This is a genomic window from Flavobacterium sp. W21_SRS_FM3 (assembly GCF_052113625.1).
In the GTDB taxonomy this organism is placed as follows: domain Bacteria; phylum Bacteroidota; class Bacteroidia; order Flavobacteriales; family Flavobacteriaceae; genus Flavobacterium.
The window spans coordinates 20,683-47,027 of sequence record NZ_JBGQOD010000002.1 but is presented as its reverse complement, the minus strand read 5'-3'; the positions used below and the strand labels follow the sequence as shown (position 1 = coordinate 47,027).

Genomic DNA, 26,345 nt, shown 5'->3' with positions numbered 1-26,345 from the left:
ATTATGCTAAAAGATTTTAAAAATCATATCAATCAAAACTTTTCTTTCTTAGAAGATAAGCGACTATTGCTCGCAACCAGTGGCGGCTTAGACAGTATGCTCATGGTGCATTTATTGCAACAGTTGGATTTAGATATTGCTATTGCCCATTGCAATTTTCAGCTGAGAGGAGTGGAAAGTTTTGAAGATCAAAAATTTGTTCAGGAATATGCTGATGCTAATGAAATTCCGCTTTTTGTAACTCAGTTTGACACGCTGGCTTTCGCCAAAGACTATAAACTTTCTACTCAGGTCGCAGCTCGAGATTTACGCTATAATTGGTTTTACGAACTTTTAGAAACGCAAGAATACGATTATATCCTTACAGCGCATCATGCTGATGATAATTTGGAAACTTTTTTGATAAATTTAAGTCGGGGCACTGGATTAGAAGGTTTAACAGGAATTCCAGAGCAAAACGATCGCATCATTAGACCTTTACTCACTTTTTCGAGAGAAGAAATTTTGAAGTATGCTCAAGAGAATGGCATTGCATGGAGAGAAGATAGCAGTAATGCCTCTGACAAATATTTACGTAACAAGATTAGACGTGATTTAGTTCCTTTATTGAAAGAACTGAATCCGCATTTTATGGATGCCTTTCATAAAACACAGTCGTACTTGCAAGAAGCTTCTGGCCTTGTGGAAGACGCGTCAATAATGGTGTACCAGCAAGTAGTGAGTCAACAGGACGAAGATTTTCATATTAACCTGAACGAACTTTTAAAATTACCCAATTATAAATCCTATTTGTACCAGTGGTTAAAGGACTTTGGTTTTACTTCATGGAACGATATTTACAATCTGGTTGAAAGCTTGTCAGGAAAACAAATCTTCTCGTCTAATTTTCGATTAATCAAAGATAGAGAAACATTAATTTTAAGTAGAATAACAAACGAAGAGCAGACTGAGGTCTATTTTATAGATGAACATCAAGAACATGTTAAGATTCCCTTAAAACTGAGTTTATCTAAAGTTGATACTGTTTCTAATCCTTCAAATACAATTATATTTGTTGATGCAGATAAGCTAAATTTTCCATTGACATTAAAACGTTGGCAAGAAGGTGATTCTTTTCAACCTTTAGGGATGGACGGAAAGTCTAAAAAACTCAGTAAGTTTTTTAAAGATCAAAAATTATCTCTTCTTGACAAAGAACAGGTTTGGATTCTATGGTCTGGTGATACTATTGTCTGGATCTTAGGTTATAGACAAGATGAACGTTTTAAAATTGAAAATGATACAACGAACAAGTTAAAAATAGCATTAGAATAATGAATTTAAAAAATCTGGACTACCCCAAAATTATAAGTAACTGCTTTATGAATAAAAAACTATATTTTTTAGTTCTTGCCTTATTGGCTTTCGTTAATGTCAATTCTCAAATTCTTGACCCTGCAAAGTGGACTACAAAAATCGAGAAAAAATCAGAGAATACCTATATGCTAACCTTTGATGGAACAATCGAAAAGGATTGGCATCTTTATTCCCAGTTCACCCCTGATGGTGGACCGTTAGCTTTAGAAGTGGTTTTTAAAAATACTAAAGGAAACTATACGTTAATTGGAAAGGCTAAGGAGAGTAAGACTAAAACGGCTTACAATGATATCTTTGAAGTCAACGAAACGTATTTTGAGAAGAAAGCCCAAATTCAGCAAATCATTAGAGTTACAAATCCTAATTTGACTAAAATTGAGGCCGAACTTAATTATCAGGTTTGTAAAGAGGTTTGTATTAATATCGAGAAAAAATTCACATTCACTTTACCTAATTCTGCAGCTGCGGCTGTTGCAGTTCCTAAAGAAGCTAAAAGTACTGCTGAAGATGAAATTGCAGCTACTAAGGAATTAGATAGTGTAGTGGCAGACTCGTTAGAGCCAAGTTTAGGAGCGAGTAATGTTATGGTGGCAGCTAGTGCAAGTCCTGCTTCTGATTTTTCGCACGAACCAAATACTAAAAGAGGATTGTGGTCTATCTTTTTTATTGCATTTTTATCTGGTTTTGCCGCTTTGTTAACTCCATGTGTGTTTCCAATGATTCCTATGACAGTTAGTTTTTTTACAAAACAAAGTAAGACAAAAGCCAAAGGAATTAGGAATGCAATCATTTACGGGATTTCAATTATTGTTATTTATGTAATGTTAGGCTTTTTAGTTACTTGGATTTTTGGCGCAGATGCTTTGAATGCCTTGTCTACTAATGTGTGGTTTAATATCATATTCTTCGTTTTATTAGTAGTTTTTGCTACCTCTTTCTTAGGCGCTTTCGAAATAATGTTGCCTAATTCTTGGGCAAACAAAGTAGATAGCCAGGCTGATAGAGGTGGAATGATTGGGATCTTGTTTATGGCATTGGCACTCGCTATTGTTTCATTTTCTTGCACAGGACCTATCGTGGGAACCTTATTAGTAGAAGCAGCTTCAAAAGGGGGAATCGCACCTATTGTAGGAATGTTTGGTTTTTCATTAGCTTTAGCTTTGCCATTTATGCTTTTTGCAATGTTTCCCGGATGGTTGCATTCTTTACCTAAATCAGGTGGCTGGTTGAATACAGTGAAGGTGGTTCTTGGTTTCCTTGAATTAGCATTGGCATTCAAATTTTTATCGAATGCTGATTTAGTTTTACAGCTACATTTACTTGAACGCGAAGTTTTCATCGCTATCTGGATTGCAATTTTTGGTACTCTTGCCTTTTACTTATTTGGAAAAATTACATTGCCGCATGACAGTCCGTTGACGCATATTTCAGTGGGACGATTAATGATGGGGCTATTAGTATTGACGTTTACTATTTATTTGATTCCAGGATTATGGGGAGCACCATTAAAAATCATTAGTGCTTTTCCTCCAACAATGGAATACAGTGAAAGTCCGATGGGATTAGGCGGTTCTGGAAGTAGTGTCGCTAGAGCTATTTTACCAGAAGGCGCTAAAAGTGGTCCGCATGGTATTGTCGTTTTTGATGATTATGAAAAAGGATTGGCTTACGCCAAAACAGTTAACAAACCCATCATGCTAGACTTTACTGGTTATGCTTGCGTGAATTGTCGTAAAATGGAAAACAACGTTTGGTCTGACGATCAAATTCTACCGATACTCAATAATCAGGTTGTCTTGATTTCTCTGTATGTAGACGACAAACGGGAATTGCCAAAAGAGCAGCAGTTTGTTTCAAAAACTACGGGTTCTGATATCGAAACAATCGGTGATAAATGGACTGATTTTATGATTTCTAAGTACAATACTAATACACAGCCGCTATATGTTTTGACTGATTTAGAAGGTAATAGCCTGAATCAAACCGCACCAACGATTAGTTATGTTAGTGTAGATGAATATTATTCTTGGTTGCAAACGGGACTTGCCAATTTTAAAAAATAAAAAAAAATCCAATCTGAAAAGATTGGATTTTTTTTGGTTAATGGTTAGTTGTATTTTGAAATTACTTTATAAATATTCTCCGTGTTGAGAAATATCCAACCCTAATTCTTCTTTCTCGTCAGACACGCGTAAAGGTGTTATCTTGTTTACAATAAAGAATAGAATATAAGATGCTATAAAAGCAAATGCAGATACACCAATTAAAGCAACTAGTTGGTGAAGAAACAATGTGGTTTCACCAAAAATAAGACCTTGGTCTGTTACCCCTGAGTTTACTGCTTTAGAAGCAAATACACCCGTTAACAACATTCCGCTCATACCTCCCACACCGTGACAGGCGAAGACATCTAAGGCATCGTCAATTTTTCCTTTTGGAAATTTACTTACTACAAGATTACTAACAATACTACTAAAAATACCGATAAAAACGGCATGAGGGATGCTTACAAAACCTGCAGCAGGTGTAATCGCAACTAGTCCTACAACGGCACCTATACAAGCTCCTAATGCAGATAATTTATGTCCGAGAATTTTATCTAAAAATACCCACGCCATAGCAGCAGCAGCAGCTGCAACAGTAGTGGTACCTAAGGCTTGTACCGCTAAACCATTTGCTCCCATTGCTGAACCTGCATTGAAACCAAACCATCCAAACCATAGTAATCCCGTTCCTAACAATACATAGGTTATTCTAGCAGGACTTACTTTTTGAACTTTTCTTTTACCTAAAAACATGGCTCCAGCTAATGCTGCCCAACCCGCACTCATATGCACTACTGTTCCTCCAGCAAAATCTAAAACTCCTAAATTGAATAATAAACCATCTGGATGCCATGTCATATGACATAAGGGAGTATAAACAAACAAGATGAATAATACCATAAATAATAAATAAGCCCAGAAGCGTATTCTCTCAGCAAATGCTCCTGTAATTAAAGCTGGAGTGATGATGGCAAATTTTGCTTGAAATAGCGCAAATAACATGAATGGAATAGTAGGAGCAAGGCTCCAAGCTGTGTTCACACCTACACCTTGAAAGAATAAATTAGAAGAAGGATTTCCAATAACTCCACCAATAGAAGGGCCAAATGATAATCCAAAAGCAATAAGAACCCATAGAAGAGTAACAATGACCATGGCCATAAAACTTTGAAGCATCGTACTAATTACATTTTTCTTGCCTACCATTCCACCATAGAAAAAACCGAGTCCTGGTGTCATTAATAAAACGAGAGCTGTGGCTACAATCATCCAGGCTGTATCACCAGTGTCAAATAGTACGGAAGTGGATGGCGCTGGTTGAGCTGATAAAATTTGTGTTGAAAAAAGGGATAATACTAAAATAGTGATCAAAATCACACTTAAAATAATTTTTCTCATAGGTTGGTTAATTTTTTTTTAGCAAAAATAGGAAATGATTCAATATCCCTGCTAAAATTGCCGTTATTCTAGTTATTTTTACATATTTTATAATTTGACCCCTTAAATTTTATGGGTAGTGATGATTAATTTGTTTTATATGGGTCTTAAATAGTATATTCGAAATTTAGCTGAGCCTAATTGACTTTTATCCTGGATAAAAAAAAACAGACAATTTGGATCAGTCCAAATTGTCTGTTAGTGCAATTTATGATTTAGATGTAAGGTGTAACTTAATTTTGACCGTATTTTTCCTTGTAAATGCGATTTAATTGAGACTGATGATTATCTAGTGAGATTTGTCTTCCCTGGATAAATACGTTAGTTAGCTTATTAGTTCTCATGTCTAGCGCATCACCTTCTGAAATAAATAAGGTAGCATCTTTTCCTTCTTCTAAAGTTCCACAAAAAGAATCGATCCCTAACAATTGAGCCGTATTCGAAGTAATGAGTTGCAAAGCTTGTTCTTTGTCTAAACCATAAGCAGCACAAGTTCCAGCAAGGAAAGGCAGGTTTCTAGTATTCATTCTTTCCATGTCTCCACTGTTTTCCAGTCCCACAATGATTCCTTTATCAGTAAGTATTTTAGCCATTTTATAAGGCAAATCTACATCTTGATCATCATTTTCTGGCATATCATGCACACGACGCAAAAGTACGCCTATGTTGTTTTGCTTCAATAAATCGGCACTTTTATAAGCTTCAAATCCGCCTACAATAACGACTTTATCAATGTTGTTTTCCTTTGCTAATTTAATAGCATCTATAATTTGTAATTCATTATCAGCATGGATAAACAAGGTCTGTGTTCCATCAAACAAGCCTTTAACAGATTCAAATAAAAGGTTTTTTTCTTTTGAATTATCAGCCAAATAGGCTTTTGAACTCGATAAGAAAGTGTTGATTTCTGTTACTTGTTTTGCATAATCCTTGTTCAAGTTAGTTGCACCAGGTTCTGCCCACCAGCCCGTTCTTTTAAATGAAGATGGGAAATTCAAATGGATTCCGTCATTCTCTTTTATAACGGCATCTTCCCAGTTCCAGGAGTCTAGCTGAACAATTGAGGATGTTCCAGATATTCTACCTCCTCGAGGTGTGATTTGTGCCATTAAGATTCCATTAGGTCTTACCGTTTCGATTACCTTAGATTCGGCATTATAGGCAATAATACTGCGCACATTAGGGTTAAAATTTCCAATCTCACTTTCGTCATCAGATGATTTTATCGCATCGACTTCAACTAATCCCAAGGTAGAGTTAGGAGCAATAAACCCGGGATATATTTGTTTGCCAGAAGCGTCTATCGTCTCATCATAAGGATCTTTCGCCAGACGAATGACTGTGGCATCAGCTACTAATATTAATTTACCATCTTTAAATCCTATTGCACTATTCTCAATTACTTGACCATTCCCTAAATGGGCTGTACCATTTAAAATTAAGATGGATTTTGTTTGCTTTTTTGCTGGAGCATGTTGCGCATTCATTGATACACTAAAGATCAAGAACAGTAGAGCTATATTTTTATACATTGTTTTTTAAATTATTTTTGAATTAGTACATCATTAACGTCTCGGTTTCTATTGTTCTAAAGTATCACAATGGTATTCTGGTTTTTGTTTTTTCTTTGGTTCTTGAGTCTTCATACCTTTGTTTTTCTCATCTAGCATCTGACCAATAATTTGATTTCTAGTTTTAGCGACCACTTTACGTTGTTCTTCATCTTTTCTCAAATCATAATAGGTAACCCCTTCAATAATTGTTTTTTCTGCTTTGGCATAAATAGATAAGGGATTAGTACTCCAAAGTACTATATCAGCATCTTTTCCTACTTTTATACTTCCTACTTTGTCATCGATATGCAATAATTTTGCAGGGTTCAGGGTCACAAACTTCCAGGCTTCTTCCTCTGATATGTTTCCATATTTTACAGCCTTTGCCGCTTCTTGATTTAATCTTCGAGACATCTCGGCATCATCAGAATTGTAAGCTACAACCACGCCAGCATTGTGCATAATCGGACCATTGTAGGGAATAGCGTCATTCACTTCAAATTTGTAGGCCCACCAGTCTGAGAAGGTAGAGGCTCCTACACCGTGTTCTCTCATTTTATCAGCAACTTTGTATCCTTCTAAAATATGAGTAAACGTATTCACCTTAAAGTTAAAATGCTCTGCCACTTTCATTAACATCAATATCTCTGACTGTACATAAGAATGACAAGTGATAAAACGCTCTTTATTGATAATTTCGGCTAAAGTTTGTAGTTCAAGATCTTTTCTTGGTGCTTTTCCTTTATTTTTTTTAGAAGATGAATTGTATTTTTTCCAGTTTTCGTCATAGTCTTTGGCACGCTGAAAATAATCCATATAAACCTGTTCAACACCCATTCTAGTTTGAGGAAAACGCGTTGGGTTATTGATGCCCCAGTTGGCTTGTTTTACATTTTCACCTAACGCAAATTTGATAAATTTTGGTTGCTCTTTATATAACATTTCCTCTGGTGAAGCTCCCCATTTCCATTTTACAATGGCTGAACGTCCTCCAATTGGATTCGCCGAACCATGTAATAATTGTGAAGTAGTAACACCACCAGCTAGATCTCTATAAATATTGACATCATCTGAGTTGACAACATCTTCAACAGTAACTTCGGCACTTGAATTATGTCCGCTTTCATTCACACCGTTAGAAATTGCAATATGAGAATGTTCATCTATAATTCCGCTGGTAAGATGTTTGCCTTTGGCATCAATTACTGTTGCTGAGGCGTCAGATAGATTTGTACCTACTGCAGCAATTTTTCCGTTTTTAACTAAAACATCAGTCTCTTTCAGGATTCCTTCTTTTTCATTAGTCCATATGGTTGCATTTTTAAACAACAATGTTTCTTGTTTTGGTTTTTCTATAGTACCATAAGCAATGTTGGGATGCATTGTAGGAATTACGATATTGGTTTTTTCTAATTTTGAAGAATCTATTTCTTTTACAAAAGCTGCTGTTCTAATTGCTGTCCAGTTAGATTCTCTACCATCAAATAAAATTGCCTTTCCAGATAAATTGGGGCTGTTGTCGATATAGGCAGTAAGTCTATTAAAGTTGGTTTTTGTAGAATCTTTGGTTTGAACAATCAAGGAAAGCCAGTTATTAGCCACAGCGATTTTAGAATTAATTTTCTCTTTGGCTACTGTTGTTATTTCTGATTTTGGAGCTGTAATTTCGCCTTTGACACTCCATTTATAGGTTTTATTGTCAAAAGTCAAGTCGTATTCTCCACGGATGTCTTTGGCAATTCTATCATTAATAACATATTTAGACCCCTGAACCCAGTTTTCATAAATAACAGTTTCCTTTTCAAAAATATCCCCTGATGTGATTAAAAAATTTGCTAAATGTCCCACTTGCAAACTACCTAATTCATCACTTTTTCCTAGTAGGGAAGCCGGAACTGTAGTTAGAGAAGCTAAGGCTTTGGTCTTGTCAAAACCATATTGAATGGCTTTTAGAAGATTGGTTCTAAACTCTTCTGTTTTTTTCAGCTTGTCTGTTGTTAAAGCAAAAGTTATCCCATTATCAGACAGTACTTTTAAATTGGTTGGACTTTGATTCCATGCTAAAAGTTCGCCATAATCCAGTTGACTTGCTTGGTACGGATTTGTAACATCATAAGCTTCTTGAAAATTTATTGGGATAATAAACTGCGCATTCGTTTTCTTTATTTCGTTTATTCTTTCATACTCATTACCAGCGCCTTTAAGAATGTAATTTAAACCAAATTCTTTAGCAATTTTATTAGCGCGTAAACTATTCAATTTGTCTTCGGAAGCAAAAATTTGTATTAGTTTACTGTTGTTAGCCAAAGCCTCTAAAGCCATGTCCTGAGTAGTAGAACCGCCTTTTTTATACCAATCTAAATCATAATACATTTGGCGAAGCAAAGCCATCATTCCCATTAAAGAGCTTGGATAAGCCTGGTTAGACGTAGGACTGCGCGTGAAGCTAAAATGATTAGTGATTTTATTAGCTAATAAACGTTCGTGTTGGTTTTCGTTGTTTAAGGCAATTAAGGTTCCAGTACCTTGAGCAATTCCATCTGCATTGTGTGTGGCCACAACACCAAAACCTGCTTTCAAGAACTCTTCTGCTTTTGCAGTATCGTATTTAAAGTTTTCAAAAGCATCCACATGGGTTTTAATATGCTCATTCCAGTAATACCCTTCTTTTTTAGTATCGTATAAAGGATCTTGTCGATTAGATTCCCTTTTTGGTTTATCTATTCCAAAAGAGGTATACATGTCAATGAATGAAGGATAGATTGTTTTTCCTTCTAAATTTACTGTAATCGCATTTTTAGGAATGGTTACTGACTGGCCTACGGCAATTACTTTTCCGTTCTGAATAAGTAAACTGGCGTTTTCAATAATTTGGGTGGGTGTTACAACTATTCTGGCATTAGTAAATGCCGTATAATTGTTGTTTTTATTTTGAACACTTTCATTATTAGGAAAGTACTCTTGAGCATTAATTTTTGGGATAAAAATTAATAAAAAGAGGAGGGTAACAATTCTTTTCATAGGGTTTTAGTTAATTTTTTCTAAAAATAGAGAATCATTAGCTTTAAATGTTAAAAAACACAATAATTAACATTTGTTTTTTTCCTACAAAAAAAGGGAAGAGGATAATGAACCCGCTTCCCTTTGTATAGCTTTATTGTTGACTACCCGATTGTCTTTTCGATATAGTCTGAATTTAAGAGGTACAAAGCTCCCATATATTTTATTTTGAATGAGATTAAATCTCCAATCTTGTATTTCTTCTTAGAGTTAGAAATATCAATCACCAGCATGTCAGAACTCGCATCTATAATGGTGATATCACTGTCTTCTGGTTCTATGTATTGCGGTTGCATATCTAATAAACCAATATCCAAAATAGCTCTTAATGAGGTTTCTCCTAAATCATCCGTATCACTCATTACATAACTGGTACCAACACCACTTTCGCCAAGTTCACCAATAGGAGTGTCTGGTTTTTCAGTGATTTCGATAATTTCAGTATACAATTTAAATACATCATTATGCATGCCTTCAATCGTATCTCCTGTAAAAAGGTCTTTTCCAAAAAATAAAGCCTCACCAATTCTAAAATGGTTAACGGCCATAGGTCTCGCATTTTTCAATATTAAAGGGATAGCGACAGATGTTCCACCAGATACCCATGGAATACTAATATTAAATTTAGCTTCAATCAATTGTTTGTACAAACTCAGTTGAATAAGCTTATCTTGTGTAGGCATAATGCCGCTCAAACAATTCAAATTAGTTCCTATCCCAAGAATTTCAATATTTGGTAATTTTAAGATATCGCCATAGAATTCCACTAGTTCTTCACCCATGACACCTTCGCGCAAATCACCCATTTCAATCATAATAATGATCTTGTGTGTCTTGTTTTGCTTCTGTGCTTCTTTAGAAAGCATTTCGATAGTATAAATTTCAGTATTGAAACTAACATCAGCATAGCGCACTATGTTTTCAATACTTCTCTTAGCGGGTGGTTTTATATAAACCGTTTGAATATCAGGATCTAATGCTTTTATTTTTCTTAAATTACTGATGCGGGAATCGTGAATTTCACGCACTCCTAAAGCAATAATTTCTTTGAGGTAAATCTTGTTTCCACATAAAAGTTTAGAAACCACTCCCCATTGTATGTTTCTTGATTTGAATATGTTATCAAGGAACTTATAATTGTCTTCTAATTTTTTTCTATATAACTTTATAAATGCCATTTTTCTATAATTTTGCGAGGAATTGTTTTAGCTATTCGGGTTAATAATTCATAATTTAACTGATTACTGAAATCACTAAATGAAGCTACGGACACCGTTAATTCCTCTTGCTTGCCTATTAAAACTACTTCGTCATCTTTTTTAACATTGTCAATATCTGTAACGTCTACCGTCATCATGTTCATATTGACAGATCCAACAACAATACAGCGTTGCCCATTTATTAAAACGCGCCCTTGGTTGCTCAAAGACCTACTGTATCCATGTGAGTATCCAATAGGAACTACAGCAATTTTCATTTTTCTTTCTGCTAAAAAGCTCGTTCCATACCCTATGAAATCGCCTATGTTGACTTTCTTAACGCTCATCACGGTGCTTTTCCAGGTGATGACACGCTTCAAAGGGTCTATTTTATTTTTCTTACTGTTCAAATAATTTACAAATACTTCAGGACTTGGCCATAAACCATATTGCATGATCCCTATCCGAACCATATCCATTCGTGTTTCTGGAAACATCATCGATGCTGCTGAACAAGCCGAATGCTTAATTACAGGTTTCATATCGTTCTTACAAAGATATTGATAAATATCGTCGAATCGTTTGATTTGTTGGTCCACTCTATAATAGTTTGCAATGCTTTCTGCACCAGCATAGTGTGTACAAAGACCTTTAAAAACGACAAATTGTTCTTCCTTTTTTAGAAAACTGATGATACTATTTAGTTCTTTTTTTTCAAAGCCCGTTCGGTTCATTCCCGTTTCGACTTCAATATGGACTTTGACCTTTTTATGAAGTTTTTTTGCCATTTTAGTGGCTTGATTTAATCGGGTTTTATCAAAGACAAAAAATTCGACATCATTAGCGACAACCCATTCCATATCTTCTTCCTGCACGAGTCCCATCACCATGATGGTAACTTTATCTTGAAGCTGAGCTTTTACAATATGAGCTTCCTCGACATCAAAAACAGAGAAATGATTGACACCACAACTGTATGCCATAGTTACAAATTCATGCAATCCATGGCCATAAGCGTTTCCTTTGACAACTGAAGAAATTTTTACTTTTTTACCAAAAGTCTTTCTCAAAAAGTCAATGTTGTTTTGATAGGCCGTACGATCGAGTTCTATGATTGAATTAGTGTGCATTTAAAATTTGTTTACTTATTTGGTAGAACATAGCCACTCCAGTAGCAATAATGTCATCCGGAAAGTCATAATCTGGGTTGTGCAGAGCAGCAGTGTTTTTACCAGAACCTAATCCAAACATGGCTCCCGGAAACTGCTGAGTGAATAATCCAAAATCTTCTCCCCAAGTGAATGGATTTTCTTTTTCCATTAAATCAAAATGATTAATCGCAGCAGATTGTCTTATGTAATTTACAGCTGCTTCATTATTCTCATTGGCTTGGAAATGCTGTGTCCAGCTAATTTGAGACTGTAGTTGAAATTGTTCAGCCACTGTTTTTGCCACCTTTTCTAGTGATTGTTCTATTTTTTTCATTTGGATATTACTATCGCTACGTACAGTAAAGTGTACTTCTCCTGATCCTGCTGAAACTCCATAGGCTTTCTTACCCATGTTAATATAAATAGGAGTGAGTAAGCAGTAATTTCCTTTGGTAATATCGGACTGAATGTGTGCGTTAAATTGATTTATAATGGAAGCTAGTGCTAAAGCAGGATTGATGCCGTTCTGAGGTTCTCCAGCGTGCGCCGTTTTTCCTTTTAGTTTTATAATTATGCTATTCACGGCACAACTGAAAGTGCCCTCTTTCACCACAATTTGATGATTAGGAAATCCAGGTAAATTATGCAGAGCAAAGGCAAAATCTGGTTTGAAGGTAAAATTAATATCATTAAAAACTTTTTCTGCTCCGCTACCATCTTCCTCAGCAGGCTGAAATAATAAAATTACAGCCCCTGTTTCAGGTCGGTGGTTATGTAATTCGATTGCGAGTCCACATAAAATAGCCATATGGCCATCGTGCCCACATTTATGAGACACTCCTTTTAGTTTTGATCTATGATCAAAGCTATTGATTTCTTCAATAGGCAGCGCATCTAATTCACATCTAAATAAAACATGCTTCCCAGGCTTACCGCTTTTATAAATAGCTGCAATTCCATGTCCTCCGAGATTAGTTTTTATTTCATCGGGAGGATAATTTTCTAGGAAAGAAATAATTTTTTTAGCCGTCTCTTTTTCCTTTCCAGATACTTCTGGATACTGGTGTAATTCCTTTCGCAGTAGCGTAAGTGCTAAAATGCTTGGGTTTAAATTTTCCATTTTGGATTATTTGATAAGACGCATTTCTAGGTATTTGTTAGTAAAACCTAATTTTTCATATAGTTTCTTAGCAGGATTATTTGGCTCTACGTGTAAGGCTATATTTCCTTCAGCAGTGTCAATAGCTTTTTGCATCAATTGTTTACCAAAGCCTTTACCGCGCTGGCTGTTGTCTACTGCAATGTACACTAATATGTTTTCTGGGATAAAATCTTTCATTCCGGTATTGTTCAATATAACAACCCCTACAATTTTATTGTCGTCTAGACCTACCACGATGTTTCCACCTTTGTCTGGATTCATTACATAAGCGATACATTTTAAAATATCTTCTACTTTGTCTCCATATTCTTCTAAATGAGTAAATAGAAACTCAGCAATAGTTTGATTTGTATAGGTTTGATCTTCGCCTGTGCTAGCATTAATTATTTTGAATTCCATGTTGTTTTTCTTTTTTGTTATAATGATACATTGATATGGTCACGAATAATAGCAACGAGATACTGATGCCATAAATATTTGCATCTAAGTGTTCAGGTAACTTTATTTCGAAAGGTAATTTATTTTCAGTAATAATTAAAAAAATTGTTGTGCTTCCGCCCAATAACATACTCCAGAAAGCCGCAATTGGGTGGCTTTTTTTCCAAAATAAAGCGCCAATTACTGGGACAAACAATCCGGAGACCATAAAAGCATAGGAGTAAAGCATAAGCTCTAATACATTTTGCATCTGAGAAGCCAATAGAATGGCAAAGAAACCAACAAGCAAAGTCACAATTTGTGATAATTTTAATTCTTGCTTATGTGTTAATTCTTTTTTAGAAAATTTAGCGATGATATCAGTTACGATATTTCCTGAAGCTGCCATTAAACAGCTGTCAGCAGTTGAAAGAATAGCTGAGAAATAAGAAGATAACATCAGTCCCATTAATCCTACAGGTAATATGGTTGCTAATAAAATTGGCAGTCCCATTTCACTATCCATAGAGGCAGCATCTGTGATTCCAGCAAACATCCCTTGAGTTGCAGCTACCTTAGCAAGCATTCCTAAAATAACTCCCATAAAAGCCATTATGGGCCACTCAAAAACTCCAGCGATTAACCAGGCTTTTTTAGCTTCTTTTTCCCCTTTACTGGCATATATTCTTTGGTATAATGTCATTCCTACAAACCAAATTGGGATAATGGTTATGGACCAGTTTAATAGTTGGTACCAAGTAACATTTGTCAATGACAGGTATTCAGGTGCTAAGGTTGCTTTGATGGCATCATAACCACCTACTGCGTTATAGGCTATAGGAATTCCAATAAATACGAGTCCGCAAATTAAAATTAACCACTGAATAGTATCTGTGTAAATTACCGCTTTTAATCCTCCAATGGCCGTATAGATTACTGCAATAAGTCCCATAACAATCAGGGCGGTTTGAAGATTTAAGCCTTCTATAGTTGCCGATGCTAATTTGGCTCCAGCCAACACCTGAGAACTAGTAAAACCAATGTATCCAATTGCTGAAATTATTCCTGCAAGTAACGCGACTTTAGCATTATAAAAATGGCTGAAAATTTGAGGAAACGTAAAAAACTTATATTTATGACCTAAGTGACTCACTTTTGGGATTAAGAACACTGCACTTAACCAAGCTCCTAAAAGTCCCGTAAAAAGCATCCATGATCCAGAGATTCCCATGGTAAAACCTAAACCTCCTAAACCTATCGAGAACCCTCCACCAACATCTGTAGCGACGACTGATAATCCAATATGCCAACTACTCATGTTTCTACCACTTACATAAAAGTCTTCGGCAGTTTTGTTCTTTCTAAAAAAATAAAGTCCAACACCTAGCATAGCTAGCATGTAAACAACAAAGATTAGATAATCTATTACGTGCATTTCTAGTTTATTTTAGATTATGTAGCGCCTGTAATTAGAATTTTTCTAAAAGGCAATAGAAGCAGCAAGCTGCAGTTAAAAAGTGATTTTAAAATAGATCTCAAGGCTAAGAAATCGTAGAAAGGACGTACTGAAAATCTTAATGATTATTCATGTTTTTGTCCAAAAAATCAAATAAATCTCGGCAAATATAAGAAAATATATCCAAAAAGTGATGAAAATGCTGATCATTGGACTTTGTAAGCCAAGAGCGAATTAGATTAAGTGCTCTTCATAACGTTACTTTATGTATGAAAAAGGGCTTTAAATAGGATTGTTTTAAAGCCCGAAGTAGTAAGTATTGTACTAAATATAAAAATCGTAAGTAAAGTATAATTATCTATCAAAAGCAAATAAATCACTATCTGTAGGATTTCCTAGATAAAGGTCTTTAATCATCTCGGCAGCAATGACACTAAAGGTGATTCCGTTGCCGCCATAACCTAATGCGAAGTACATATCAGGATGATCTTTATGCTCACCTATAAATGGCAAACCATCTTTAGTTTCTCCAAAGGTACCACACCAATAGAAGTCAATCTCGATTTTACTGTCAGGGAACAATTTTTTGAAGCGCTTAATGATGGCTTCGTTTTTTTTCTCCATCAATTTGTCTCTGCGTTTGGGATCTTGAAAAGGTTCGTCAAAACCGCCTACCATAATTCGATTGTCTTCCGTAGTTCGAATATAAATGTAAGGTCTTGCAGTTTCCCATATCAAACATTTCTCTTTCCAAAATTCTTCTTCCTTCATTGGTTTGCTGACGATGACATAAGTAGAGTTCAACTGCACCACCTTCTCTTTTAATAATTTCTCAGATTCAAAACCGGGAGCAGCAACAATTTTCTTAGCTTTAATGGTGTTTTTTTTCTCAGTATGAGCAAGAATATAGCCTTTTTTATTTTCGATTTTAACAACATCTGTATGGCTGTATACAACCAAACCAGAATGTTTTTTATGGTAATCTAAAATTGCATTGCAAAGTTTAAAAGTGTCGATTTGAGCAGAACAGTCATTGTATAAGGCACCTTTTTTATCGATATTAAACTTACTTTTCAGTTGCTTTTTATTCAATAGCGTCACTGGCAGTCCGTGTTTTTTTCTTACATCATACTCTTTTTCTAAATCTTTATAGCCTGCCGCATCAGAAGCCAAGTACAGGCTTGATCGCCAATTAAAGTCACCATCAATTTTTAGTTTTTTTATGATTTTCTCTAGTGTATAAATAGACTCCAAGCATTTTTTATAAGCTTTGACAGCGTTCTCTTCCCCAACTTTCTCAATTAAATCAAATAAGTAGGTATCAATTTCATATTGTAGTTGCGCAGTGCTAGCTGTGGTACTTCCTGTTGACGACATTCTTTTATCGACAATAACACACTTTATACCCGCATCACATAGAAAATGTGCTGTAAGTGCTCCGGTAATGCCTGATCCTATTATTAATATTTCAGTTTCAATGTCGGAGTCTAAAGTCTTATAATCATCAGTTAGTCCATTTTTTATCAGCCAGAAAGGCAATCCAGATTTTAAATCCATTGTGTAGTTATTAGAAATTTGTGATCTTAAAAGTAAAATAAAAGTGCTAGATTATCTTTAACAATACTGGTTTTTTATTATAAGATTAGCACTAAAATAGCTGTTTTCTGATAGCTGTTTTTTTATGAGATAACTTGTATTAATTTTTATTTTGGTATTCGAAATTTCATTATTTTTAAAAAAAATATCTGCTATGCTTGTAAAAGTTTTTGGGAGTGCTGTGTTTGGAGTCGAAGCGACAACTATCACTGTGGAAGTTAATATTGACAAAGGAATTGGTTATCACTTAGTGGGTTTGCCAGATAATGCAATCAAAGAAAGTAGTTACCGTATTGCAGCGGCGCTCAAAAATAATGGCTATGCACTTCCCGGAAAAAAGATAACCATCAACATGGCTCCAGCTGATTTGCGCAAAGAAGGTTCAGCTTATGATTTGACGCTAACAGTGGGAATTTTAGTAGCATCCGAGCAAATAAAAGCCATTGATTACGACCAATATATTATTATGGGGGAGTTGTCACTAGATGGTAGTCTTCAACCTATTCGGGGTGCTTTACCGATAGCGATTAAAGCTAAGGAAGAAGGATTTAAAGGCTTTTTTCTACCCAAACAAAATGTCAAAGAGGCAGCTATTGTGGCTGGTTTAGATGTGTATGGTGTTGAAAATATTCAAGAAGTAATAGACTTCTTAGAAGGAAAAGGTACACTTGAACCAACAACCATAGATACCAGAGCCGAATTTTATAAAGATTTGGATTTTCCTGAATTTGATTTTAGTGATGTGAAAGGGCAGGAGTCTATAAAAAGATGCATGGAAATAGCTGCAGCAGGAGGACATAATATTATTCTTATTGGTCCACCAGGAGCGGGAAAAACGATGCTTGCCAAACGTTTGCCTAGTATTTTACCACCAATGACTTTACGCGAAGCTTTAGAAACGACTAAAATTCATAGTGTTGCCGGTAAATTAAAAGAGGTGGGCTTGATGAATCAACGACCGTTTCGCAGTCCACACCATACCATATCAAATGTAGCGCTTGTGGGCGGTGGTAGCTATCCTCAACCAGGTGAAATCTCGATGGCGCACAATGGTGTTTTGTTTTTAGATGAGTTGCCAGAATTTAAACGCGATGTTTTAGAAGTGATGCGTCAGCCGCTAGAAGATAGGGAAGTGACGATTTCGAGAGCTAAGTTTACAGTAACTTATCCTTCTTCGTTCATGTTGGTGGCGAGTATGAACCCTAGTCCGAGTGGTTTCTTTAATGATCCTGATGCGCCACAAACTTCGTCACCGCATGAGATGCAACGTTATTTGAGTAAAATATCCGGTCCTTTATTAGATCGAATAGACATTCATATCGAAGTAACTCCTGTTCCTTTCGAAAAATTATCTGATGATCGAAAAGCCGAAAGCAGCGTCGATATCCGAAAGAGAGTCACTGCTGCACGCGAACTACAGTCGGTGAGGTTTGAAGACATACAGCACATTCATTACAATGCACAAATGAATACCAAGCACATCAGAGAATATTGTGCTCTTGATGATGTCTCTAAACAACTATTGAAAACCGCCATGGAGCGACTGAATCTTTCAGCACGGGCCTATGATCGTATTTTGAAAGTAGCACGCACAATCGCCGACCTAGACGCATCACCAAATTTGGTTTCTGCTCATATTGCCGAAGCGATTCAATATCGTAGTTTAGATCGTGATGGTTGGTTGGGTTAATTTTAGAAATGACAGCAATGGCATCAAAAATATACTCCGTTGTTATTGTTTAATTTCTAGCTAAATGTCTTTTTTCTTTAGACTTCCTCTAGGTTGATTTCCTTCATGAAGTACTACATCTGAATGTAAAAATTGAGCAGCAGCAGCAGAATCTTTTACTTTGGTAGCGGAACGTGTCAGCATCTCTGATTCAAACTCGGTCAATACATTTTCTCTTAATCCCAATTTTCGCCTTTGCGATGAAGGTTGGCAGCCTTTATATATTCCTCTAGCTAATGAAAGAGCATCCAGTAAAGCTTGATTTGCCCCTTGTCCTTTAAACGGACTCATCGGATGCGCTGCGTCTCCAATCAGCGTTATTGGTCCTGCTTGCTCCAGCAATGCTGTATTTAATAATTCTCGGTCATATACAGGGTAACCAGAAATTTGGGCTTCCTTTGTGGCTGCTAAAATTTGCGGAATAGGATCGTGCCATTGCAATCTACGACACGCTTCTTCTTTGAGTGCTTTAGGACCTTGAGTGCTTAATTCTTTAGCTTCATCTTCTGATATTGGGAAACTCAATTGCCACATTATACTATCATTAGTAAACGGCATCATATAGATTCGCTCCTTGCCATTGGCAGTTTGAAATACAGTGGCTGAGTCTAGTAGTGGACTGCTAACATTCTGAAGTGCTTCCAATGGACAAATTCCCAATATTACAATACAATCAAGGTATCGTAAAGGGCTTATATCTTCTCCAATCAACAATTTTCTGACAGAACTACGAATACCATCAGCTCCCACAACAAGATCCGCCTTGGTGCTCTTGATTTGGCCGTTTACTTCAAAACTTAGTTTTATGGTTTTATCTTCCAATTCTTTAAAATCAACTAATTGATGCCCCCATTGCACCTTATCTTGTCCGCCGAGTTGCTCCAGTAGTGCTAAGCGCAAAGACTGTCTTGCGATATGAATATTAGTGCGTTTTGGAGCTGTTTTTTCCTCTTTGGCTAACCATTTTCTTTTTCCCCATTCTCCTATAACTTTTCCATCGGTAGTGTGTACGAGGTGTTTGGTTGAAATGACGCCTTCATCTAACGAGGAAATCCCTAGTCCTTCAATCGCTTTACTCGCTTGCTGCAAAGTAAGTCCGTACCCTTGAGAACGAGCGTCAAAGTTGGCATCACGTTCATAAAGAGTGAAAGGAATACCGCGATGCAAACAAGCCACGGCCAGTGCGACTCCTCCAATACCACCACCAATAATAGCGATATGGGGAAAAGTAACTTCATCTGGAATGGGAGAATTGGCTGCAGCAATCAGGCCTGATCCGTTACAGTTTAAGCAGGTGTAGAGGTGACCTTTAGGAGGAACAGGAGCAGTTTCTTCTTGATTTGTTTTTTCAAAATGATCGAGTTCCATCTGGTAGCGGTCTCGCATTTTTTTGCTGAGACCCCGACTTTTTTTGCCCCGACCTTGGCATTCTGGACAACTTGTCCAACTACTGTCTTTATTATTCACTTTTTTAAAACTGTTTTTATTTAATGTTCTCCCGCCGATGTAAGCTCACAACATACAAATAACTGTGTTATTGTTCCAGCGAAAATACGAATTTAAATGCTTTGCTATAGTAGAAGGAAACGCCATCAAATCGCTGATCTGTTTTTTATCTATATTATTTTGAAAACAATACGCTCTCAATAGCCCCGATAGCAACGAAAAACCTTGTGAGGGCTAGCGTTTAGCCCTCACAAGGTTGAAGTGTATAGCGGGAGACGACGTGCTTGAAAAACGAAATCCTACTGCTCCTAAAAACGCAAACGCATTTTGTTAGTGCTTATCTATTAGAGCATCTGTCATTATTTTGGCTAGGACGTCTTGGACCAAAACTATTGTTACTGCTGCGGTTTCCAGCTTCTGGTTTTGGTTTTCTTGGTGCTGAATTACGTTGCTGTCTTCCTTGCCCTTGTTTAATAGGTTCGGTTGATGCGTTAGGATCTGGTTCAAAACCTTTGATGTTTTCTTTGGGTAATTTGATCCCAATCAATTTCTCGATATCGCGTAAGAAGACTGTTTCGTCTGGACTAAATAACGAAATGGCTTCACCATTAGCACCAGCTCTACCGGTACGACCGATACGGTGCACATAATCTTCAGGAATATTAGGTAGTTCAAAATTGACAACATGTGGCAATAATGGAATATCTAGTCCACGAGCAGCAATATCAGTAGCGACTAAAGCAGTAAGACTTCCGTTTTTGAAACCAGCCAAAGCTTTGGTTCTTGCTCCTTGTCCTTTGTTTCCATGAATGGCTGCAGCTTTGATACCGGCGCTGATCATGCTTTCGGTAAGTTTATTGGCTCCTTGTTTAGTACGGGTAAAAACCAAAATCTGTTTCCAGTTTCCTTCGGTAATTAGTTTTATTACTAGTTCGGTTTTTTTTTCTTTGGCTACTGGATATACTTTTTGAGTAATCGCATCAACTGTTGTGTTTTCGGGTGTTGCTTCTACCTGAACTGGTTTGTGCAATATACCCATTGCTAATTTCTTAATGTCTTTTGAAAAAGTAGCCGAGAACATTAAGTTTTGTCTTTTAGCCGGAAGTACTTTAAGAACACGTTCAATGTCTCTTAGAAATCCCATATCTAACATTCTGTCTGCTTCATCTAATACTAAGATTTCTACTTTAGACAGTGAAATTAAACCTTGATTTTGTAAGTCAATTAATCTACCTGGCGTTGCCACTAAGATGTCAACACCTTGACGCAGCTGCGCTACCTGTGGTTTTTGATTGACACCTCCAAAAATAACAGCAGAGCGTAAATCTAAAAATTCACTGTATTCTTTAATATTCGTAAATATTTGCGCTGCTAACTCACGTGTTGGCGTCAGTATCAGTGCACGAACGGGTCTGTTACTCAAATGTTTTCCTTGAGATAGTAATTGTAAAATAGGCAGTGTAAAGCCAGCTGTCTTTCCTGTTCCTGTTTGTGCTGATGCTAATACATCTTGACCTTCTAATATTGGGGGAATTGCTTTTTGTTGTATTGGTGAAGGAGTTGAGTATCCTTTTTTGCTGATGGCTTTTAATAAAGCATCAGATAATCCTAATGAGCTAAATGACATAAATGGTGTTTATGAAGTAAATGCTGTTCAATAGCTTACTCCTTTAATTTGGCGCGAAGGTACTGCTAATTTTTGCGATCTGCTTTTTATTGTCTGATTTTATTCAAATAAATGAGTTCGTTGTGCTATAAATCAGTACAATATCTTTTATGAATCAGCTATTATATGCAGTACGGTAAAAATTGGGCATAAAAAAATCGGGAGTGCATCCCGATTTTAAATATTGATTAAACAGTAGTCTATCTTATTTCGTCAAAAGTATTTCCTTGTTTAATATCGCCCGTTTTGTACCCTTTCATGAACCAGTATTTCCTTTGTTCAGATGTACCGTGAGTAAAAGACTCGGGAACAATATGTCCTTGCATTTTAGATTGAATGGCATCATCACCTACTGCATGTGCAGCGCTTAGGGCTTCGTCAATATCTCCTGCTTCTAGCATATTATTCATCTTCTGGTTGTAATGTGTCCAAACACCAGCATAAAAATCAGCTTGTAATTCTAAGGCTACAGATAATTTATTGGCTTCAGCCTTACTTTTTCCTTGTTGCATCTGGCGCATCTTATTAGAGGTTCCTAGCAGCGTTTGTACATGATGCCCAATCTCGTGAGCGATTACATAAGCTGTAGCAAAATCCCCCCCTTGAGCTCCAAAACGTGTTTTTAGCTCTTCAAAAAAGGCTAAGTCCATATATACTTTTTGGTCAGCAGGACAATAGAAAGGACCAGAATCTGAGGTTGCATTACCGCATTTAGTTTGCACTGCTCCTGTAAAAAGTACGATGTTAGGTTTGTCATAAGTCAAATTATTTTCATTGAAAATCTTCGTCCACACATCTTCATTATCAGCTAGAACTGTTTTTATGAAAGCTTGCTCTTCTAACTCTTTGGCAGTTAAATCTCTTTGCTCTGTTTGTGTAGCTTCTGTTCCTTGGGTTTGTTGAAGAATATTACCTACCATTTGACCGTTTTCACCACCAAATACATTTAAAAGTAAAATTACAATACCAATAATTCCACCACCCACAATAGTTTTTCCTCCGGAGGACATTCCTCTTCGATCTTCAACATTATCACTTTGTCTTCTACCTTGCCATTTCATATCTTATAGTTTTATGGTTTTCATTTTTTCAAAAACGAATTTATGTCTTTTTTAGTTATTGTTGTATTAAAAATATTTTCTTTTGTTATGCTTAAAGCATCCACTTTAAAATAGTGTCTTCAATGACGCTTTTAATTATTGGTTTTGATATATAATCATTCATACCTGCTTCTTTACATTTGTCTTTGATTTCAATTTCGGTTCCTGCAGTAATAGCGATAATTGGTAAGGTCTTTCCAGAAGCTAATTTTCTAATTTCTTTGGTAGCTTCATAACCATTCATTAAAGGCATTTGTATATCCATGAAAATTATATCTGGAAGTATATTTTCAAATTGGAATACAGCGTCTATACCGTTAAAAATCTCATGAATCACCGCCTGTGGAATCACATTTTTGATTATTGTTTTTAATAAAAGCATGTTGATTTTATTATCTTCAACTAGCATTATCGAAATGGTTTTTAAACTAGCATTTGATTCAAATACGCTAGTGATGTCGTGAATGTCAGACGCAGAATGTAAACTGTTTTCTACTGATGTTGTATTTGATGTTTGCAATTCAATATCGAAATAAAAGGTGCTTCCCACGCCAATTTCGCTTTCGAGATGAAGACTACTATTCATCAATCCCAATAATTTATTGGAAATCGTAAGGCCTAAACCAGTACCTCCAAATTTCTTAGTTGTAGAACTGTCTTCCTGGGAGAATGCTTTAAAGATTTTGTTTTTATTTTTTTCCAAAATCCCTATTCCAGAATCAATTACCGCAAAACGAATTTTAGTGGTATCCTCGCTACCATTTTCAAGAATGGATACGTTGAGTTCGATACTTCCTTTGTCTGTAAATTTAACAGCATTCGCTAATAAGTTGATTAATATTTGCTTGAGACGAACAATGTCTACCCAGATGTATTTTGGTATTTCTTTGGAAATATTCAGCTTTAATTCTAGGTTTTTCTGATTTGACTCGTATAGAATGAGATCAATAATTTGATTTAGAAGTTCTTTAATGTCATATTTTTCAATATGTAAATCTAATTTACCCGCCTCAATTTTAGAGAAGTCAAGAATATCATTGACAATACCTAATAAGGAATGTGCCGATTGATTTACCGTAATCATGTGTTTTTGCTGAATATCCTCTAACTTAGTTTTCATCAGTAAATCAGTGAAACCTATAATACCATTAAGTGGAGTACGAATTTCATGACTCATATTGGCTAAAAACTCTGACTTTGCTTTGTTAGCCGCCTCAGCATATTCCCTAGCTGTTATCGCTTGTTCGGCTTCTTTTCTTTTAGTAATATCCAGCATTATACCTTCAATATACGTGATTTTACCATCTTTAATAACAGCATCACCAAACTCTTCAACCCATACAATCTCGCCTGTTTTTTTAATTATTCGATAGGTGAAATGAAAGGGTTCCGACTTTGATAATCGGTCTTTTGATTCATTAGTAATACGTTCATAATCATCAGGATGAATTAATTCAACATAAGTGATCTCCTTTTCTAAAAATTCAGATTTATTATATCCTGTTAGTTTTTCAATTTCATCATTCAGGTAGATTTTAGTAAAATCCTTATCATTTTGAGAGAGGTAAACCGTACCAGGTATGTTGTTAGCCAGCAAACGAAATTTTTCTTCACTTTCATAAATAGCAGTTTCACTGTCGATTCGGTCTATAGAAGCCGCTATATTTCTGCCTAAGGTTTGTAAAATATTTAATTCATCTTCAGACCAGGTTCTTTCCTCATTTGTATCATCAAAACCTAAGAAACCATGAAATTTATTTTTCACAAAAATGGGAAATAAGATAAGGGATATAACATCCACATTCAATAACTTATTTCTAAGTGATTCATTGGCTATTTTAGAAACCTTAGCTTCATATATTTTATTTTCGAGTAAGGGTTTTAGTAGATCTTCAAAATAGTAGTAAGGAATGTCTTGAAGTTCAGGATTATTTTTAGTTAAAGTACTATTATTAATTATCCAGCGGTATTTTTGACTAATAGTTTGCTCTTTCTCGTTGTTTTCATAATAATATGCCCGATGAGATTTAGTCGCTTTACCCATAATAATAAGTACATCTGAAAAGATATCACTTAAGTTTTTACTGTTTAAAAACTTCTCAGTACACAACGTCATTGCTGCGAGTAGTTCACTTTTATACGTAAGTGTTTTTTCGGCATTTAAACGATTATTTGATTCAAATGCAATTGCAATAATATCAGATACTGATCGTGCAAAGTTTATGTCTTCATTGTCCCACTGTTTTATAGCGTCTATTGCTTCAAAACAGATGATACCTTTGAGTTCTCCATTGATAAATATAGGCGTATCTAGTAATGAATAAATATTATTATTGGGAAAATAATCTACAACCAACTCATTAAATTGATCACTAGAATATACGTTAGAAACAACTAATTGAACTTTATTGACTATTGAAGAAAAATAGTTTGGGTATTTCTTTTTAGTAAGTACGGCTCCTTTTTGAAATTGTTTTTTATTTAATTCGTATAAATTTTCACATACAATTTTATCTGGATAATAGGTCCAGTAACTTGCTCTATTTACACCAATGACTTTAGTTGTTTTTTCTAATATATTTTTTAAAATACTTTCAAGAGTTTCATTGCGGGAATAACTTTCAGCAGTAAAGTTTTTTAAAGTCTCATTGTACTTCTGATTTTTTTCTATTCTTTGAATACGTTCGATTTCGTTATTTCTAAAAAATGTAATATCACGAGCAATTACAGAGTAGCCAGTTATTTTATTATGTTCATCTCTATTTATAGAAACTTTTTGCGATAGCCAGATTTCTTCGCCATCTTTTTTAATAATAGGGAATTCTAAAATGGAGAAATTAGTCATTTCATTATCAACATTTTTGTAGAAAGAAATTACTTTTTCATAATAATCTAGTTTTATTAAATTAATAAATTTAGAATTGAACAATTCTTTTAAAGTATAGCCTGTTATCAATTCGGAATTCTTATTAATAAACAGATAATCACCGTATTTATCTAATTCAAAGATGATGTCGTTAGCTGATTCTACTAAATTTTCATAAGATTTTTGAATTTTGACCTGAGTTGTAACATCTTGTCCTACACCTATGAATAAATCTTCAGAAAATTTTTGACAAGACCATTGTATGTATTTATATTCTCCATTTTTACATTTTAATTTTCGTTGCATTAAATGACCATCTTTCATACTTTCCTCAAATTCGTCGTCAATTTGACAAAAATCTTCAGTGAGCTTCCAGAAATTAGTACCCATTACTTCGGCAACATCATAACCCAAAATGGGTAAAATAGTGTCGCTACAAAAAGATAATTCTCCCTTCTTATTTACTGCGATAGTTAGGGAACTTCCTTTATTTACAATTTCATTAGAAAAACGGAATTTATTTTTAATATTTAAGAATGTTATATGCCTTATATAATTGATGATAAATACTAATAAGGAGTAGTTAAATAATATTACGATAGACTTAATGGGAATGATTCTAAAGTAAAAGACAACACTTAGAAAAGTAAAGGAAGAAGCTACAAATAACCAATAAATTTTTAATGGTTTTAGAATTGTATAAGAAAAGAAAAAGACAACAATGTATGCAATGATTGGGATGTTATCTGTAGGTAGCATAATAATATTGCGACATACTAAAATGGCATACAATAAGTAGATAGATATAAATAATTGTCTAATATGTTGAAAGACAAAGAGTGATTTTGTACTAATTAAATAAATGATTAATAAGAAAAAACCAATAATCAAATTACTCATTAGTAAGCTTTGAGGTCTCACGCTGAAGAGCTCATAATTTATTTCTATTATGGGCGTTAGGATTCCAAAAAATAAAAGATAAGTTTGATATTCTTTATTTCTAAAATATTTATTGTTATTTAAAGTAACTCCATTATTCTTTAATTTATTTTTTATTTTAGAAAAATTAAAAAAGAACAAAAAGATAAAAACTAGTAACATTGGGG

Annotated in this window: 16 protein-coding genes; 3 read left to right on the top strand and 13 right to left on the bottom strand. The window is 35.2% G+C overall.

What is annotated here, in order from left to right:
* The first annotated feature begins 3 nt into the window (after window positions 1-3).
* Together tilS and ACEN2K_RS03720 are read left to right on the top strand one after the other, a co-directional pair.
* Window positions 4-1,314: a tRNA lysidine(34) synthetase TilS gene (gene tilS / locus ACEN2K_RS03725; protein WP_441757977.1), complete on the top strand. Its 1,311-nt coding sequence runs from the start codon at window positions 4-6 to the stop codon at window positions 1,312-1,314.
* A 47-nt stretch (window positions 1,315-1,361) separates the two neighbouring features.
* Window positions 1,362-3,419: a cytochrome c biogenesis protein CcdA gene (locus ACEN2K_RS03720; RefSeq protein WP_441757976.1), complete on the top strand. Its 2,058-nt coding sequence runs from the start codon at window positions 1,362-1,364 to the stop codon at window positions 3,417-3,419.
* 66 nt (window positions 3,420-3,485) lie between these two features.
* Here the strand turns inward: ACEN2K_RS03720 and ACEN2K_RS03715 are convergent, their stop codons facing one another.
* The 9 genes from ACEN2K_RS03715 to ACEN2K_RS03675 all read right to left on the bottom strand — a co-directional run bounded on the left by ACEN2K_RS03715 (window position 3,486) and on the right by ACEN2K_RS03675 (window position 16,393).
* Window positions 3,486-4,799 carry an ammonium transporter gene (locus tag ACEN2K_RS03715; protein ID WP_441757975.1) on the bottom strand — a complete coding sequence of 438 codons (1,314 nt, stop codon included), beginning with the start codon at window positions 4,797-4,799 and terminating at the stop codon, window positions 3,486-3,488.
* 272 nt (window positions 4,800-5,071) lie between these two features.
* Window positions 5,072-6,370: an amidohydrolase family protein gene (locus tag ACEN2K_RS03710; RefSeq protein WP_441757974.1), complete on the bottom strand. Its 1,299-nt coding sequence runs from the start codon at window positions 6,368-6,370 to the stop codon at window positions 5,072-5,074.
* A 48-nt stretch (window positions 6,371-6,418) separates the two neighbouring features.
* Window positions 6,419-9,412: an amidohydrolase family protein gene (locus tag ACEN2K_RS03705; RefSeq protein ID WP_441757973.1), complete on the bottom strand. Its 2,994-nt coding sequence runs from the start codon at window positions 9,410-9,412 to the stop codon at window positions 6,419-6,421.
* A 143-nt stretch (window positions 9,413-9,555) separates the two neighbouring features.
* Entirely contained in the window at window positions 9,556-10,629 is a 1,074-nt protein-coding gene (locus ACEN2K_RS03700; RefSeq protein WP_441757972.1) for an alanine racemase, read from the bottom strand.
* Window positions 10,617-11,780, bottom strand: a complete 1,164-nt coding sequence (gene alr, locus ACEN2K_RS03695) for an alanine racemase (RefSeq protein WP_441757971.1) — start codon at window positions 11,778-11,780, stop codon at window positions 10,617-10,619. The genes ACEN2K_RS03700 and alr overlap by 13 nt, the downstream gene beginning before the upstream one ends.
* Entirely contained in the window at window positions 11,770-12,921 is a 1,152-nt protein-coding gene (locus ACEN2K_RS03690) for an amidohydrolase (protein WP_441757970.1), read from the bottom strand. The genes alr and ACEN2K_RS03690 overlap by 11 nt, the downstream gene beginning before the upstream one ends.
* A 6-nt stretch (window positions 12,922-12,927) precedes the next feature.
* On the bottom strand, window positions 12,928-13,362 hold the full coding sequence (locus ACEN2K_RS03685) for a GNAT family N-acetyltransferase (protein ID WP_441757969.1): 435 nt from the start codon (window positions 13,360-13,362) through the stop codon (window positions 12,928-12,930).
* On the bottom strand, window positions 13,343-14,815 hold the full coding sequence (locus ACEN2K_RS03680) for a sodium:solute symporter family protein (RefSeq protein WP_441757968.1): 1,473 nt from the start codon (window positions 14,813-14,815) through the stop codon (window positions 13,343-13,345). The genes ACEN2K_RS03685 and ACEN2K_RS03680 overlap by 20 nt, the downstream gene beginning before the upstream one ends.
* Before the next feature lie 375 nt (window positions 14,816-15,190).
* Window positions 15,191-16,393 carry an NAD(P)/FAD-dependent oxidoreductase gene (locus ACEN2K_RS03675; protein ID WP_441757967.1) on the bottom strand — a complete coding sequence of 401 codons (1,203 nt, stop codon included), beginning with the start codon at window positions 16,391-16,393 and terminating at the stop codon, window positions 15,191-15,193.
* A gap of 193 nt (window positions 16,394-16,586) precedes the next feature.
* Here ACEN2K_RS03675 and ACEN2K_RS03670 point away from each other — a divergent pair, with 193 nt between their 5' ends.
* Window positions 16,587-18,122, top strand: a complete 1,536-nt coding sequence (locus ACEN2K_RS03670) for a YifB family Mg chelatase-like AAA ATPase (RefSeq protein WP_441757966.1) — start codon at window positions 16,587-16,589, stop codon at window positions 18,120-18,122.
* Window positions 18,123-18,182: 60 nt separating this feature from the next.
* On the opposite strand, the gene ACEN2K_RS03665 is transcribed toward ACEN2K_RS03670, so the two are convergent.
* The 4 genes from ACEN2K_RS03665 to ACEN2K_RS03650 all read right to left on the bottom strand — a co-directional run bounded on the left by ACEN2K_RS03665 (window position 18,183) and on the right by ACEN2K_RS03650 (window position 26,139).
* Complete coding sequence (locus ACEN2K_RS03665; protein WP_441757965.1) at window positions 18,183-19,628, bottom strand: FAD-dependent oxidoreductase; 1,446 nt, start codon at window positions 19,626-19,628, stop codon at window positions 18,183-18,185.
* A gap of 316 nt (window positions 19,629-19,944) precedes the next feature.
* Window positions 19,945-21,234, bottom strand: a complete 1,290-nt coding sequence (locus ACEN2K_RS03660) for a DEAD/DEAH box helicase (RefSeq protein WP_441757964.1) — start codon at window positions 21,232-21,234, stop codon at window positions 19,945-19,947.
* 239 nt (window positions 21,235-21,473) lie between these two features.
* Window positions 21,474-22,334 (bottom strand): KPN_02809 family neutral zinc metallopeptidase, encoded by an 861-nt coding sequence (gene ypfJ, locus ACEN2K_RS03655; protein WP_441757963.1) that lies wholly within the window; start codon window positions 22,332-22,334, stop codon window positions 21,474-21,476.
* A 91-nt stretch (window positions 22,335-22,425) separates the two neighbouring features.
* Complete coding sequence (locus tag ACEN2K_RS03650) at window positions 22,426-26,139, bottom strand: PAS domain S-box protein (protein WP_441757962.1); 3,714 nt, start codon at window positions 26,137-26,139, stop codon at window positions 22,426-22,428.
* Between the last annotated feature and the right edge of the window lie 206 nt (window positions 26,140-26,345).

Coding starts and splice junctions, on each gene's coding strand:
- ACEN2K_RS03685 (WP_441757969.1), bottom strand. CDS start 13,362: ATGGAATTCAAAATAATTAATGCTAGCACAGGCGAAGATCAAACCTAT.
- tilS (WP_441757977.1), top strand. CDS start 4: ATGCTAAAAGATTTTAAAAATCATATCAATCAAAACTTTTCTTTCTTA.
- alr (WP_441757971.1), bottom strand. CDS start 11,780: ATGCACACTAATTCAATCATAGAACTCGATCGTACGGCCTATCAAAAC.
- ACEN2K_RS03660 (WP_441757964.1), bottom strand. CDS start 21,234: ATGTCATTTAGCTCATTAGGATTATCTGATGCTTTATTAAAAGCCATC.
- ACEN2K_RS03680 (WP_441757968.1), bottom strand. CDS start 14,815: ATGCACGTAATAGATTATCTAATCTTTGTTGTTTACATGCTAGCTATG.
- ACEN2K_RS03700 (WP_441757972.1), bottom strand. CDS start 10,629: ATGGCATTTATAAAGTTATATAGAAAAAAATTAGAAGACAATTATAAG.
- ACEN2K_RS03720 (WP_441757976.1), top strand. CDS start 1,362: ATGAATAAAAAACTATATTTTTTAGTTCTTGCCTTATTGGCTTTCGTT.
- ACEN2K_RS03675 (WP_441757967.1), bottom strand. CDS start 16,393: ATGGATTTAAAATCTGGATTGCCTTTCTGGCTGATAAAAAATGGACTA.
- ACEN2K_RS03705 (WP_441757973.1), bottom strand. CDS start 9,412: ATGAAAAGAATTGTTACCCTCCTCTTTTTATTAATTTTTATCCCAAAA.
- ACEN2K_RS03670 (WP_441757966.1), top strand. CDS start 16,587: ATGCTTGTAAAAGTTTTTGGGAGTGCTGTGTTTGGAGTCGAAGCGACA.
- ACEN2K_RS03715 (WP_441757975.1), bottom strand. CDS start 4,799: ATGAGAAAAATTATTTTAAGTGTGATTTTGATCACTATTTTAGTATTA.
- ACEN2K_RS03690 (WP_441757970.1), bottom strand. CDS start 12,921: ATGGAAAATTTAAACCCAAGCATTTTAGCACTTACGCTACTGCGAAAG.
- ACEN2K_RS03650 (WP_441757962.1), bottom strand. CDS start 26,139: ATGAGTAATTTGATTATTGGTTTTTTCTTATTAATCATTTATTTAATT.
- ACEN2K_RS03710 (WP_441757974.1), bottom strand. CDS start 6,370: ATGTATAAAAATATAGCTCTACTGTTCTTGATCTTTAGTGTATCAATG.
- ypfJ (WP_441757963.1), bottom strand. CDS start 22,334: ATGAAATGGCAAGGTAGAAGACAAAGTGATAATGTTGAAGATCGAAGA.